Source organism: Methylobacterium sp. J-076 (assembly GCF_022829405.1).
In the GTDB taxonomy this organism is placed as follows: domain Bacteria; phylum Pseudomonadota; class Alphaproteobacteria; order Rhizobiales; family Beijerinckiaceae; genus Methylobacterium.
In genome coordinates, this window is record NZ_JAKSXW010000114.1 from 1 (window position 1) to 13,845 (window position 13,845).

The window sequence follows — 13,845 nt, forward strand, 5'->3', positions numbered from 1 at the left end:
CTGCGCGACACCTACATGCTCTATGCCGGCGCGAACCTGATCTGGTCGCCGGTGAAGGACCTCGATATCGGTGTCGAGGGCATGTACGCCCAGTACGGTGTCCAGAACGGCCGGGTGCTCGACACCCAGAAGTTCAACTACTCGGCGGCCTACGTGAATGCCGGCAACCCGGTGAAGACGGTCTCCAGCACCGACGTCTTCCAGGCCCGCTTCCGCGTCCAGCGCGACTTCTAGTCCCGAACGAGGGCCGCACCGCCGCCCTCCCCGGAGGCTGGCGGTGCGGCGACGGACTTGGGTGATCCTCGCGGTCTTCGGACGGCAGGGATCACCCGAGCGGAGGGCCGGCGGCCGTGACGTCCGCTCCGTTCTCCGAGCTCAGAGACCGACTGGGGCGTCTCCCGTGATCCTGTGATCCCGGGAGGCGCCTTTTTTGTCCGTGAGGCGGCCCCCGCCGCTCAACGCGCCTGCGCCCCGAGGCCGCGTCGGCGGCCGCGTCCGCCGGCCACCCCGTCAGGCCGCCGGGAAGCCGGCATGGCCCTTGTCGAAGTCGAGGTAAGCCGTCTCGATCACGATCTGCGTCCGGCTGATCACTTCGAGCTTGCGCAGGATCTCCGACACGTGGGCCTTCACGGTCGAATCGCCCACCTGCAATTCGTGGGCGATCTGCTTGTTGAGCTTGCCCTGGCGGATCATCATCAGCACGCGCATCTGCTGCGGCGTCAGGCGGGCGATCCGCTCGGCCAGGGGCGATTTGCGGCTCGGCGCCGGCTCCGGCGCTCCGGCGAGGTCGGGCGGGGTGAACAGGGCGCCGTTCATCACCTCGGAGATGGCCCGGGTGAGGGTCGCCTTGTCCACCGCCTTGGGCACGAAGCCGGACGCGCCCCGCTGGACCGCCTCGCGCATGATGCGCGGGTCCTCGAGGCCCGACACGATCAGCACCGGCACCCGCGGGAAGCGGGCGCGGATGGTCACGAGGCCGTCGAAGCCGGCCACGCCCTGCATCGAGAGGTCGAGGAGGGTCAGGTCGATCCCCGCCTCGCGGCCCAGCACCTCGCAGGCGGTGCGGATGCCGTCCGCCTCGTGGAGCACGGCGTCGGGGAAGGCGAGGGTGATGGCGCTCGCCAGCGCCTCCCGGAACAGGGGATGATCGTCCACTATCAGCAACTGCATCCCGGCCACCCCCGTCTCCGCCCCGCCGCCCCCGGGGGCGAGGATCATAGCGCCGGTCGCCGCGCGGGCAGAAGTCTCCGGCGTCGGGGCGTCCGGCAGGGGCGTCGTCGCGGTCATCGTCGCCGTCTGGCCGGTAAGGAGGGGGGATCCGTCGCCGCTTGTGGCCCCGGCCGGCTCTGGTGGCCGGCCGGGGCAGTCGGACGGGACCGGGGAGCGGTCCCGCCGGAGCGCCGTCTTAGCGCGACGCGACCTTCTTCGGCAGCTTGAACGCCCAGAAGCTGCCGCCCTGGTTGATGCCGGCGGTGGACTTGGCGACCTCGCCGCCCCAGAGCGGCACCGCGCCGCCCCAGCCGGCGGTGACGCCGACCCACTGCTCGCCATCCTGCTCCCAGGTGATCGGGGAGGACACGACGCCGGTGCCGACCTGGAACTTCCACAGTTCCTCGCCGGACTTGGCGTCGAACGCCTTCAGGAAGCCTTCGGGGGTGCCGGTGAAGACGAGGCCGCCCGCGGTGCTGAGCACGCCCGCCCAGAGCGGCGCCTTGTTCTTGTACTCCCACACCGTCTTGCCGGAGGCGGGGTCGATGGCCTTGAGCGAGCCGATATGGTCGTCGAAGACCGGCTTGATGGTGAAGCCGGCGCCGAGATAGGCCGCGCCCTTCTTGTAGTTCACCGGCTCGTTCCAGATGTCCATGCCCCACTCGTTGGAGGGCACGTAGAACAGCTTGGTGTCGGGGTTGTAGCCGATCGGCATCCAGTTCTTGCCGCCGAGGAAGCTCGGGACCGCGAAGACGGACTTGCCCTTCTTGTCGTCGCCGGTGGCCTGGCTCGGATCGCCGGGACGGTTCTCGGGGATGTAGATCGGGCGGCCGTCCTTATCGATACCGCTCGCCCAGTTGATCTTGTTCACGAACGGCGTGGCCGAGATGAACTTCCCGTTGGTGCGGTCGAGGACGTAGAAGAACCCGTTGCGGTCGGCGGTGCCGCCGGCCTTGATGGTCTTGCCGTCCTTCTGCATGTCGAAGGGCACGAACTCGTTCACGCCGTCGAAGTCCCAGCCGTCGTGCGGCGTGGTCTGGAAGCCCCACACGATCTCGCCGTTCTCGGGGTTGATCGCGAGGCGCGAGGCCGACCACTTGTTGTCGCCCGGGCGCAGCCAGGAGTTCCACGGGCCGGGGTTGCCGGTGCCGACGTAGACCAGGTTCAACTCGGGATCGTAGGTGCCGCCGAGCCAGGTGGCACCGCCGCCGAACTTCCACATGTCGCCGGGCCAGGATTCGTTGACCTTGCCGGTCATGGTCGAGGGCTTGCCGTTCAGCTCGCCCATATGGCCTTCGATGACCGGGCGCTTCCACACGACCTCGCCGGTCTCCGCGTCGCGGGCCTCGATCCGGCCGATCACGCCGAACTCGCCGCCGGACACGCCGGTGATGATCTTGCCCTTCACGATCATCGGCGCGGCGGTGTAGCTGTAGCCGGACTTGAAGTCGTCGATCTCCTTGCGCCACACCACCTTGCCGGTCTTGGTGTTGAGCGCCACCAGCTTGGCATCGAGGGTGCCGAAGTAGATGTTGTCCTTGTAGAGGGCGGCGCCGCGGTTCACCACGTCACAGCAGGGCAGGATGCCCTCCGGCAGGCGGGCGTCGTATTCCCACTTCTTCTCGCCGGTGTGCGAATCGATGGCGTATATCCGCGAATAGGACCCGGTGACGTAGATCACGCCGTCCTTGACCAGCGCCTGGCTCTCCTGGCCGCGCTGCTTCTCGCCGCCGAACGAGAACGACCACGCCGGGACCAGCGTCTTCACGCTCTCCTTGTCGATGGCCTTCAGCGGGCTGTAGCGCTGGCCCTGCGGGCCGAGGCCGTAGGTGACGACGTCGCCGGGGGTCTTGGCGTCGTTGATGATGTCCTGCTCGGTCACGCCGCCGCCCGGGGCCGCGGCGGCCTTCTCCGGCTCCTTGGCCGAGGCGGACAGGCTCGCCGCGCCGGCGGCGAGGGCGGCGATCCCCACCGCCGCGAGAAATTGCGTGCGCATTCTCATGACATCTCCTCCGGGTGTTCGACGGCCGATGGGGTTCGGACCCCTTGTTGGCGGCGCGGCCTTGACGCGATCCTCAGGCTAGGCGGAATCGCGCGGCCGAGTTATTGGCCATAAGTCTAATCTGAGAATGTCTATCCGGGTGCAGATGTGGCGATGATCTCGCTGCGATGCACAGTCTTGCCGGATCGATCATTGTATTCGCGGCCCGTCATCGCGGGCGAGGCGAGGCGATCCAGGGCGGAGAGACATCGGCCCGGGGGCGACGTATCTCGGGATTGCTTCGCCCTGCCCGCGGCGATGGGATGGGCGATCAGTATCCGGTCGGCGGCTCGTAGCTCACGCCGTGCTTGGCGAAGATGTCCTTCATGGTGCCGTTGTCGATCATCGCCGTCATCGTGTCCCCCACGGCGTAGCCGAGGTCGCGCGAGTCGCTCTTCACCGCGCCGCAGAGTTCCCAGGAGGTCTTGATCGGCCCGGCCATCTTGACCTGCGTGATGCCGACCGTGTCGCGCGGCGTCTTCGCCGTGGCCAGGGCCCCCTCGATCTCCGAGCGGGTGCCGGCCAGGATCGGCGCGTCGCCGGCCAGGAACGCCTTCGCCGCCTCGTCGAAGCTCTTGAAGTGCTTGAGGTTGGGGCGGAGGCTGCCGCCGTTGGCGGTGAGTAGCATGGCGTCCGAGGCGCTGTTGCCCTCGACGTCGATGGGCGTCTGGCCGATGTCGCCGAGCGTCTCGAAATCCTCCGTCACGCCCCGGCGCCACGCCAGGGCGAGGCGCTGCTGGAGATAGGGCCGGGTGGTGAAGACCTGCTCGTTGCGCTGGGCGAACATCCGGTCGGAGGGGACGTGCAGCATCACGTCCGACAGGGCGGAGTTGGCGAGGTCGCCCCGCCACAGGGCGAGGCGCAGGTCGCCGTCCGAGTTCTCCCCGGCATCGATGAGCCGCAGGTCGAGCTTCAGCTTGAGGGCCTCGGCCAGGGCCTGCGCGATGTCCACCTCGATCCCGGCGGGCTTGCCGTCCTTCAGGGCGGAGAACGGGGCGTTGTCGTCGTAGAGCGCCACCCGCAGGGTCCCGTCCGCGCGCACCGCGTCGAGGGGGCGGGACAGGGCGGGGGCCGCCGCCAGCAGCAGGGAGGCCGCCGCCAGCAGGGAGCGCCGGGGGAACGCGGGGGTCATCGCGGCGCGCTCAGTTGTCGACGTGCTGGGATTCGATGTAGCTGCGGATCGCCCACAGCCCCTCCTGGGAGATCACGCCCGCGAAGACCGGCATCTTGGTCATGCCGTCGATGATCGCCCCGTGGGTCACGCGCTCCTTGAACCACTCGTCGCCCTCCTTGCCCTTCTCCAGGTAGCGGAGATCGGGGGCGATGCCGCCGGAGATGACCTGGAGGCCGTGGCAGCGGGCGCAGTTCTGGTTGTAGGCCGAGGAGCCGATCTTCACGGCCGTCGCGTTGTCGCGATAGGGGTTCTCGTCGCGCCAGGTCTCGCCGAGGGACGGCAGGCCGTCGGTGTTCACGGGCTGGGGCTGCACGTCCCCGTGGCCGAAGACGGCGCCGCTCGACACGACGAGCGCAGCGAGGACGCTGCCTGCAAGCGCAAGCCTTCTGGACATCCCGATTTCCTCCCTCGCGGCCATCGGCCTACATCCGCCGTCCCGTTCGGCGGCTTGTTTGAATCGGAAGCTATCAAGCTCGCCGGGACTCACCCATTGTGCTTTGGTACGGTCCCCCGAGACTGTCTCCGGGCCGCACCTTGGTCCTATTCCCCGCCGCGAATGCGCCCTCTATGCCGGGGGCAAGAACGATCGACGGGTGGAAACGAGACCAGCCGGATGCGGGTGGCGACCGAGGGAGATGGCCGGGGCATGCGGCGCGCGGGGCGAGGCGCGGGACGCCTCGCGGCCTGCCTGATCCTGTCCGGCGCGGGGCTCGTGGCGGGGTTCGTGGCAGGACCGGCGCGGGCGGGCGATCCGGTCGGCGTGGCCTATCTCGAACGGCGGATCGCCCGGCCGAACCCCGTCAACAACGAGGACCCGGTCCCGGCCGACGAGGGGCTGAGGGGCGCGGAACTCGGCCTGCGCGATTCCAACGCGACGGGCCGGTTCGTCGGCCTGTCCTTCGCTCTCCAGAGCGCGGTGGTCGAGCCGGGGGCGGATATCCGCGCGGCCTTCTCCGACCTGCTCGCCCGGACCGGCAACCCCCGGTTCGTGGTGGTGAATGCCCCCGCCGCCGACCTGCTGGCCCTAGCCGACGCCCCCGAGGCGAAGGACGTGGTGTTCCTCAACATCGGCGCCACCGACACCGCCCTGCGCGACGGCGAGTGCCGGAAGCGCGTGCTGCACGTCATCCCCTCGCGGGCGATGCTGACCGACGCCCTGGTCCAGCTCCTCGTCTTCAAGCGCTGGACGCGGATCCTCCTCGTGTCGGGCCCGGAGGCGGGGGATGGCCTCTATGCCGAGTCCCTGCGCCGGAGCGCGCGGAAGTTCGGGGCGCGGATCGTCGCCGAGACGAAGTTCGACGCCCGCGGCGCGGACCTGCGGGACAGCGCGCTGCGGGAATTCGCCCTGGCGACCCGGGGGCCGGAGCACGACGTGGTGGCGGTGGCCGACGAGGCCGGCGAGTTCGGCACCAACCTCGTCTACAACACCGAGGCGCCGCGGCCCGTGGTGGGGACGCAGGGCCTGAGCCCCGCCGCCTGGGGCCGGGCGGTGGAGGCCTGGGCGGCGGCCCAGCTGCAGCAGCGCTTCAGGAAGCTCGCCGGGCGGACCATGGACCCGGTGGACTGGGCGGGCTGGATGGCCGTCCACGCGGTCGGCGAGGCGGCGGTGAAGCTCAAGTCGGGCGATCCGGCGGCCATCGCGGCGCTGATGCTCGACCCCACCTTCGAGGTCGGCGGCTTCAAGGGCCGGGCCCTGAGCTTCCGCGCCTGGAACGGGCAGCTGCGCCAGCCCCTCTATCTGCTCTGGCCCGGTGCGGTGGTCGGCACCGCGCCGGTCGAGGGGTTCCTGCACCGCTCCACCGACATGGACACCCTCGGCCTCGACCGGCCCGAGAGCGCCTGCAAGGCCTTCGGAGGATGACATGATCGGACAGCGTCATCGCGGGCGCAGCGAGGCGACCCAGGGCAGAGGGACGTGTCAGGCCGTCGCGCGCCGGGATTGCTTCGCTCCGCTCGCAATGACGGCGGTGGCCCTCCTTCTCCATGCCGCCCCCGCCCGGGCCGCCGAGATCTTCGTGACCAACGAGCGCGACAACACGGTCTCGGTGATCGATTCGGGGACCTACGCGGTGACGCGCACCTTCCCCGTGGGCCGGCGCCCCCGCGGGGTGGTGTTCTCGAAGGACGGAAAGCGCCTGTTCGTCTGCGCCAGCGATTCCGATTCCGTGCAGGTGATCGACCCCGACAGCGGCAGGCTCCTCACCGACCTGCCCTCGGGCGAGGACCCGGAGCAGTTCGCCCTCTCCCCGGACGGGCGCACCCTGTTCATCGCCAACGAGAACAACGCCACCACCACCGTCGTCGATGTCGACACCAAGAGCGTGAAGGCGCAGATCGACGTCGGGATCGAGCCCGAGGGCGTGGCCGTGAGCCCGGACGGCAGGGTCGCCGTGACCACCTCCGAGACCACGAACATGGTCCACTGGATCGACGTCGCCACGCTCAAGGCCATCGACGCGACCCCGGTGGACCAGCGCCCGCGCCACGCGGAATTCGCCAGGGACGGCAAGACCCTGTGGGTATCCTCGGAGATCGGCGGCAGCGTCGCGGTGATCGACGTGGCGACCCGCAAGGTGGCGCGGACGATCCGCTTCGAGATCAAGGGCGTCGCCGCGGACCGGATCCAGCCGGTGGGGATCAGCCTCACCGATGACGGGCGCCTCGCCTTCGTGGCCCTCGGCCCCTCCGACCGGGTGGCGGTGATCGACACCAAGTCCTTCCAGGTGACCGCCTATATCCTCGTGGGGCGGCGGGTTTGGCACACGGCGCTCACGCCGGAGCAGGACCGCCTCGTCACCACCAACGGCGTCTCCGGGGACGTGACGGTGATCGACGTGCCGGCCCTGAAGGCGATACGGACCGTGAAGGTCGGCCGCTTCCCCTGGGGGGCGGCGATCCGGCCCCAGGCGGGCGATGCGGCGGGGAAGTAGGGCCGACGCCTGCGACGCGCGCCCTCCCCCTCTCCGGGGTCTTCGGGGCCGTTTGCAAGATTTGCCCGCCACGACTTATAGTTCTGGCGACGAGGGCCGCCATGTCAGAGCAGCTCCGAGCGGGAGTGACGCCGTGATCGATGGGGCGCGGATGCGTTCGCATCTGTGCGGGATCCAGTCGGCCTGGACCGAGGCGTCCGACGTGAGGGAGGCCGTGGCCTCCGTCGCGTCGCTCCTCGACCGCGCGCCGATCGGCCACCTGCTCGTCTTCTTCTCCCCGGCCTACGATCCGCGGGAGCTCGTGGCGGCGGTGGCGGCGCATTTCCCCGGCGTGACGCTGCTCGGATGCAGCTCCTCCGGCGGGATCAGCCCCGCCGGCGCCATCGACCGGGGCCTCGTGGCCATCGCCTTCCCCCGCCGGGGCTTCCGCATCGTCAGCGACGTGCTCACGCACATCGATCGGCTGGATGTCGGCCGCACCGCCAGCGCCGTCCGCAGCCTGCGCCGCAACCTCGACCTGATCCGGCCGGACCCCGTATCCGGCAGCCAATTCGCCCTCTCCCTGATCGACGCCCTGAGCAATGCCGAGGAGACGGTGGTCTCCGCCGTCGCCTGGGCGCTCGACGGCATCCCCCTCGTGGGCGGCTCGGCGGGGGACGACCTCGCCTTCGCGGGAACCGTCCTGATCCATGACGGGGCGATCCACACCAACGCCGCGGTGCTGATCCTGGTGGAGACGGATTTCCCGATCCGCATCTTCAAGAGCGACAACTTCGCCCCGACCCAGCACAAGTTCGTCGTCACCGCCGCCTCGGAGGACAACCGCCGCGTCCACGAGCTGAACGCCGAGCCGGCGGCGCTGGAATACGCCAAGGCGGTGGGGCTCGACCCCGAGCGCCTGACGCCGATGAGCTTTGCCGCCTATCCCCTCGCGGTGAAGGTGGGCGGCGAATACTACTGCCGCTCGATCAGCCGGATGGAGGCGGACGGGTCGCTGACCTTCTTCTGCGCGATCAGCGAGGGCGCGGTGCTGACGCTGGCCGAGCCGCACGACATCGTGGAGGCGACCCGGGCGGAGCTGTCGGGCCTCGACGAGACGCTGGGCGGGCTCGACCTCGTGATCGGGTTCGACTGCGTGCTGCGCCGGCTCGATGCCGAGAGCCGGCAGGTCCGCCACCGCATCTCGGACCTCTACGGCCGCTACGGCGTGGTCGGGTTCGAGACCTACGGCGAGCAGTACCGCTCCATGCACCTGAACCAGACCTTCACGGGCATCGCCATCGGCCGGAACCACCCGGCGTGACCGCGGCGTGGGGCGTGCCGGCGGCGGACGGGGAGCCCGCTGCGCCCGAGGATCTCGCCCGCCGGGTCGTCAAGCTCGAGCGCATCAACGCCGCGCTGATGGCCCATGTCGAGCGGACCATGGACCAGCAGGGGGGCGCCTACGCCCTGTTCCAGACGGCGATCATGCTGGAAGGCCGCGTCCGCTCCCGCACGGAGGAGCTGACCTCCCTGATGCAGAGCCTGGAAGGCTCGAACGCGGCGCTCCAGGCGGCGAAGGACGAGGCCGAGACCGCCAACCGCTCGAAGACCCGCTTCCTCGCCGCGGCGAGCCACGACCTGCTCCAGCCCCTCAACGCCGCCCGGCTCTCCCTCTCGGCGCTCGCCGACCTCGCGCCGGGCCCCGAGGCGCAGGCCGTCGCCGGGCAGGTGGAGCGCGGGTTGCAGACCATCGAGGACCTGATCAAGGCGCTGATCGACATCTCCAAGCTCGATGCCGGCGTGGTGCTGCCGGTGATCAAGCCGGTGCGGCTCGCCGACCTCGTCGCGCATATCGAGGCGAGCTTCCGGCCCTTCGCCGAGCGCAAGGGCCTCCGCCTCGTCACCCGCACCTGCGACGTGGTGGTCGCCACCGACCTCGTGCTCCTGCAGCGGATCCTGCAGAACCTCGTCTCCAACGCCGTGCGCTATACCGAAGCCGGCGGGGTGCTGATCGGCCTGCGCCGCCGGGGTGGCCTGTGCCGGGTGGACGTGGTCGATACCGGCCGGGGCATCCCGGAGGAGGAGCGCGCCCTCGTCTTCGATGAATTCTTCCGCGGCACCGGCGAGGGGGAGGATGCGGGCGGGCCGGGGCTGGGCCTCGGCCTCTCCATCGTCCAGCGCATGGCCTGCGCGCTCGGGCATCCGGTGCAGCTCCATTCCCGGGTCGGGCGCGGCACGCGGATGAGCGTGGGGATCCCGCTCGCGGGGTCCGCCCCCGATGCGCCGGCCCATCCGGTGCCGGTCGCCACGACGCTCACGGGCGCGCGGGTGCTGGTCATCGAGAACGACGTCTCGACGGCCGATGCCCTGGAGCGGCTGCTGCGAGGGTGGGATGCGGAGGTCGAGAGCCACCGCGCCCTGTCCGGCGTGGTGGACGCCCTGCGCGCCGGGATGCGGCGGCCGGACGTGATGATCATCGATTACCACCTCTCCGACGGGGCCTGCGGCCTCGACGTGGTGGATTACCTCCGTCAGGCCTGCGGCTGGATCACCCCGGTGATCGTCGCCACCGCGGATTACAGCGCCGATGTCGGGCGCAGGGTGGCCGGGGCCGAGGCCGAGCTGATGCTGAAACCGGTCAAGCCGGCCCAGCTGCGCGCGCTCCTGGCCCACCTCCTCGCGTGAGGGGGGCGATCCATCCAATTTGAACGAATCGCCTTACGCGACCTCCAGGGCTGTGTGGGATGGTGCGGTCCTCCGCCGAGGCTCGCAATGAACGAACGCCGCGCTGCATCCCGTACCCGTCTCGACGTCCCGGGGCGGATCTGCCTCGATGAACACCGCTCGCTGTCCTGCCTCGTCTACGACCGGTCGGAGGGCGGCGTGCGCGTCACCCTGCCGGAGGCCGAGCTGATCCCGGAGACCTTCCTCCTGGAGATCGCGCAGGCGACGACCTTCTTCGTCTGCCGCACGATGTGGCGAAAGGGCGAGGAGATCGGCGCGCAGATGATGGCGGCGTGAGCCCCTGCCATTATCGTCCTGCGCCGCCGGCGCGGATGATGGGAAACGCCAGCGCGCCCCATCCTGAGGCGGCCCGCATCCCTGGGTCGCCTCGCTGCGCTCGCGATGACGGAGAGGATGGCGTGAGCGCGCCACCCTCCCCGCCCGGGCGGACTTCCGCCTGTGCTCTCAGCGCCCCCGTTCCCGGGCCTCCCGCACACGCTCGAGCAGGTCGGCGGCGAGGTCGGCGCGGGCGGCCGCGTCGCCGGTCGGGCGCCGCAGGACGATGCGGTTCTCCTTCAGCACCAGATCGTCTGCCGCGGGCATCGGCCCCGGACGGCAGCCCGGCCGGAAATCGGCGGCGATCCCCTGCGGACCGCCGCTGAGCCGGGCGATGCCGAGCTGCCGGCAGGCGGCCCGGAGGCGGCCGAGGGTGAACAGGGCGGCGACCGAGCCGGGGGGAGTCCCGAAGCGGTCCTCCACCTCGGCGGCCAGGGCCTCGATGGCCTCCGCCTCGCGCAGGCGGAGCACCCTCGTGTAGAGGTCCAGGCGGATCTCCGGCTCCGGCACGTAGGCGGACGGGATCGTCGCGGCGAGCCCGAGGGCGATCTCCGGCGTCCAATCCTCGGCCGGCTGGCCCTTGGCCTGCATCAACGCCAACTCGAGCAGGTGCCGGTAGAGGCCGAGCCCGACGAGCTTGGCGTGCCCCGCCTGATCCTCCCCCACGAGGTCCCCTGCCCCGCGCAGGTCGAGGTCGCGGGCGCTGATGGCGAAGCCCGCACCGAGCCGGTCCATGGCCTCCAGGGCGCGCAGGCGCTGCTCGGCGGCGGGGCTCGGCGGTGCGGCGGGGTCGCTCAGGAGGTAGACCACGCCCCGGCGCTGGCCCCGGCCGACCCGTCCGCGGAGCTGGTGCAGCTGCGCCAGCCCGAAGCGGGCGGCGTCCCACACCAGCATCGTGTTGGCCCGGGGCACGTCGAGGCCGCTCTCGATGATGGCGGTGGCGAGCAGCACGTCGCCGGCGCCGTCGGCGAAGCGGACCATCGCCTCGTCCATCTCGGAGGCCTTCAGCGCGCCGTGGGCCACGGCGATGTCGAGGTCCGGCACCAGCTTCGCCAGCCGGTCCCGCAGGGGGCCGATATCCTCGATCCGCGGGCAGACCACGAAGCTCTGGCCGCCCCTGCGGTGCTCGCGCACCAGGGCCTCCCGCACCGTGTCGTCGTCGAAGGCGGTGACGACGGTCCGCACCGGCTGGCGCAGGGCCGGCGGGGTCGCCAGCACGCTGAGGCTCTGGAGCCCGACCAGGGCCGATTGCAGGGTGCGGGGGATCGGCGTCGCCGTGAGGGTGAGGACGTGGCCCCCCGCCGCGAGGCGGCGCAGGTCCGCCTTCATCTTGGCGCCGAACCGCTGCTCCTCGTCGATGATCGTGAGGCCGAGATCGGCGTAGGCCACGCCCTTGCCGGCGAGGGCATGGGTGCCGACGGCGAGGCGGATCGTGCCGTCCGCGAGGCCCTGCTTCACCCGCTTCGCCTCGGCCGGCGACACCAGCCGGGAGAGGTGGCCGACGGCGATGCCGAACCGGGCGAAGCGGCGCTCCAGCGTCGCGGCGTGCTGGCGGGCCAGCACCGTGGTCGGGGCGATCAGCACCGCCTGCTTGCCGGCGAAGACCGCCGCCGCCAGGGCGCGCAGGGCCACCTCCGTCTTGCCGAAGCCGACATCGCCGCAGACCAGCCGGTCCATGGGCTGGCCCGAGGCGAGGTCGGCCAGCACCGCCTCCACCGCCTGGGCTTGGTCCGGAGTCGGCGAGAAGCCGAAGCCGGCGGCGAACCGTTCGAGGTCCCGGGCGGGGGGGACGAGGGTGGCGGCGCCGGCCTCCCGGCGCGCCTTGGCCGCCTCCAGCAGGGTGCGGGCGGTGCGGGCGAGGGTGGCCTCCGCCTCGAGGCGCCGCCGCGCCCAGGTGTGACCGTCGAGCTTGTCGAGGGTCACCGCCTCAGGCTCGGAGCCGTAGCGCCAGATCCGCTCCGCCTGATCCACCGGCACCATCAGCACGGCGTCGTCGGCGAAGCGCAGGCGCAGGGCCTCGGCGGCGTCGCTCCCGGCCGCATCGGCGCCGGCCAGGGTTTCCAGCCCCTCGAAGACGCACAGGCCCCGGTCGCGGTCGACCGCCACGTCGCCGGGCCGCAACTCGATGTCGCCCATCGGCAGGACCGGCCCCGCGGTGCCCACCGGGGCGGCGGACGGCCCGAGCAGGTCGGCCGCCGCGATCACGGCGATGCCGTCCGTGCGGAAGCCCGCCGCCAGGGGCGCCTCGAAGGCGAGGATCGCACCGGGCTCCGCCTCGACCGCCTCGCTCCAGGCGTCGATGAGCCGGATCGGCCGGCCGGCCGCGTCGGAGGCCCGGCGGACGAGACGGCGCAGGGGCGATTTCGGGCCGGCGAGGACGATCCGCTCGCCCGCCTTCAGCCGCTCGCGGACGAACTTCACAAGGGCCGTGCCGGGACGGGAATCCCGGGCGAAGACCGGGATCGCGGCCTCCTCGGCGGCGGTCTCAGTGGCACCGGTCAGCGCGCGGGCCTCGGCGAGGGCCCGCCATTCCTCCGGCGACAGGTAGAGGCCGTCCGTGGCCTTGCCGTTGCGGCGGCCGGGGCTGCGGCGCTCGCCCAGGGCGGCCTCCCGCCCCTCCTCGACCTGCTCGAAGAACGCGGTCAGGCGGCTGTCGGCCCCCTCCTCCACCACGAGGCGGGCGTCGGGCACGTAGTCGAGCAGGGTCGCGAGGGTCTTGTAGTAGCGCGGCAGGCCGTGCTCCTGGCCGGTGAACGGCACGAGCCGCTCCTCGGAGCCCGGCGTCAGCAGGATCTCCGTCGCCGGATCCACGAGCAGGGCGGGGGTGTCGGCGACGGAGCGCTGCGACACCGGATCGTAGGAGCGGATAGCGGTGACGCGCCCGTTCTCGTGCTCCACCCGGCAGGGCCGCGGCGCGGCGGCGGGGAACACCTCCAGCGTCCGCCCGCGGACGGCGACCTCGCCCGGCTCGTCCACCCGCTCGTCGAGGACGTAGCCGAGGCGCTGCAGTTCGCGGGTGACGGCCGCGACGTCGATCGTGTCGCCCACCGCGAAGGCGACCCGCGCCCCGCCCCAGGTGCCGGGCGGCGGCACCCGCTGGGCGAGGGCCGGGCCGGTGGTGAGGACGATGGCCGGCCGGGCCCCGGCGTCGGTGAGCCAGCGCAGGAGGGCGGTGCGAGCGCCCATCGTCGCCCGCGACGGGGAGGCATGGTCGAAGGGCAGGCAATCCCATTCGGGGAAGATGCCGACCGCGAGGTCGGGCTGGAGGAGGCGCAGGGTCGCGGCGAGCTCATCGAGCCGCCGCCCGTCGCGGGCGACGTGGACCACCGGCGCGGCCTCCGCCGTCAGGCCGATGAGGGCGACCGCGAGCGCCCCGGTGGGGACGAGCGGAACGTCCTCCGGACCGCGCTCCGCCGCCTTACGCCGTACCCGTGAATTGGCCATGCCCG

10 protein-coding genes and 1 pseudogene are annotated in these 13,845 nt (G+C 71.6%); 6 read left to right on the top strand and 5 right to left on the bottom strand.

The window, feature by feature from the left end:
* Window positions 1-234: pseudogene (locus MKK53_RS10060) on the top strand (porin); the annotation flags it as partial.
* Window positions 235-510: 276 nt separating this feature from the next.
* On the opposite strand, the gene MKK53_RS10065 reads toward MKK53_RS10060, so the two are convergent.
* From MKK53_RS10065 to pedF, 4 genes are all read right to left on the bottom strand, one after another.
* Window positions 511-1,170, bottom strand: coding sequence for a response regulator (locus tag MKK53_RS10065; protein WP_243928601.1), 660 nt, complete (start codon window positions 1,168-1,170; stop codon window positions 511-513).
* Window positions 1,171-1,405: 235 nt separating this feature from the next.
* Entirely contained in the window at window positions 1,406-3,211 is a 1,806-nt protein-coding gene (locus MKK53_RS10070; protein ID WP_243928561.1) for a PQQ-dependent methanol/ethanol family dehydrogenase, read from the bottom strand.
* A gap of 310 nt (window positions 3,212-3,521) precedes the next feature.
* Window positions 3,522-4,382 carry a substrate-binding periplasmic protein gene (locus MKK53_RS10075; RefSeq protein ID WP_243928562.1) on the bottom strand — a complete coding sequence of 287 codons (861 nt, stop codon included), beginning with the start codon at window positions 4,380-4,382 and terminating at the stop codon, window positions 3,522-3,524.
* A 10-nt stretch (window positions 4,383-4,392) separates the two neighbouring features.
* On the bottom strand, window positions 4,393-4,818 hold the full coding sequence (gene pedF / locus MKK53_RS10080) for a cytochrome c-550 PedF (RefSeq protein WP_243928563.1): 426 nt from the start codon (window positions 4,816-4,818) through the stop codon (window positions 4,393-4,395).
* A 219-nt stretch (window positions 4,819-5,037) separates the two neighbouring features.
* On the opposite strand from pedF, the gene MKK53_RS10085 reads away from it, so the two are divergent.
* The 5 genes from MKK53_RS10085 to MKK53_RS10105 all read left to right on the top strand — a co-directional run bounded on the left by MKK53_RS10085 (window position 5,038) and on the right by MKK53_RS10105 (window position 10,357).
* Complete coding sequence (locus MKK53_RS10085) at window positions 5,038-6,285, top strand: ABC transporter substrate-binding protein (RefSeq protein ID WP_243928564.1); 1,248 nt, start codon at window positions 5,038-5,040, stop codon at window positions 6,283-6,285.
* Between the two features lie 97 nt (window positions 6,286-6,382).
* Window positions 6,383-7,354, top strand: coding sequence for a PQQ-dependent catabolism-associated beta-propeller protein (locus tag MKK53_RS10090; protein WP_243928602.1), 972 nt, complete (start codon window positions 6,383-6,385; stop codon window positions 7,352-7,354).
* Between the two features lie 151 nt (window positions 7,355-7,505).
* Window positions 7,506-8,657 (top strand): FIST N-terminal domain-containing protein, encoded by a 1,152-nt coding sequence (locus MKK53_RS10095; RefSeq protein WP_279598939.1) that lies wholly within the window; start codon window positions 7,506-7,508, stop codon window positions 8,655-8,657.
* 98 nt (window positions 8,658-8,755) lie between these two features.
* Window positions 8,756-10,021, top strand: a complete 1,266-nt coding sequence (locus tag MKK53_RS10100; RefSeq protein WP_243928603.1) for a hybrid sensor histidine kinase/response regulator — start codon at window positions 8,756-8,758, stop codon at window positions 10,019-10,021.
* 87 nt (window positions 10,022-10,108) lie between these two features.
* Window positions 10,109-10,357: a PilZ domain-containing protein gene (locus tag MKK53_RS10105; RefSeq protein WP_243928566.1), complete on the top strand. Its 249-nt coding sequence runs from the start codon at window positions 10,109-10,111 to the stop codon at window positions 10,355-10,357.
* Window positions 10,358-10,525: 168 nt separating this feature from the next.
* Here MKK53_RS10105 and MKK53_RS10110 read toward each other — a convergent pair whose 3' ends face one another.
* Window positions 10,526-13,840: a DEAD/DEAH box helicase gene (locus MKK53_RS10110; protein WP_243928567.1), complete on the bottom strand. Its 3,315-nt coding sequence runs from the start codon at window positions 13,838-13,840 to the stop codon at window positions 10,526-10,528.
* Window positions 13,841-13,845 lie beyond the last annotated feature (5 nt).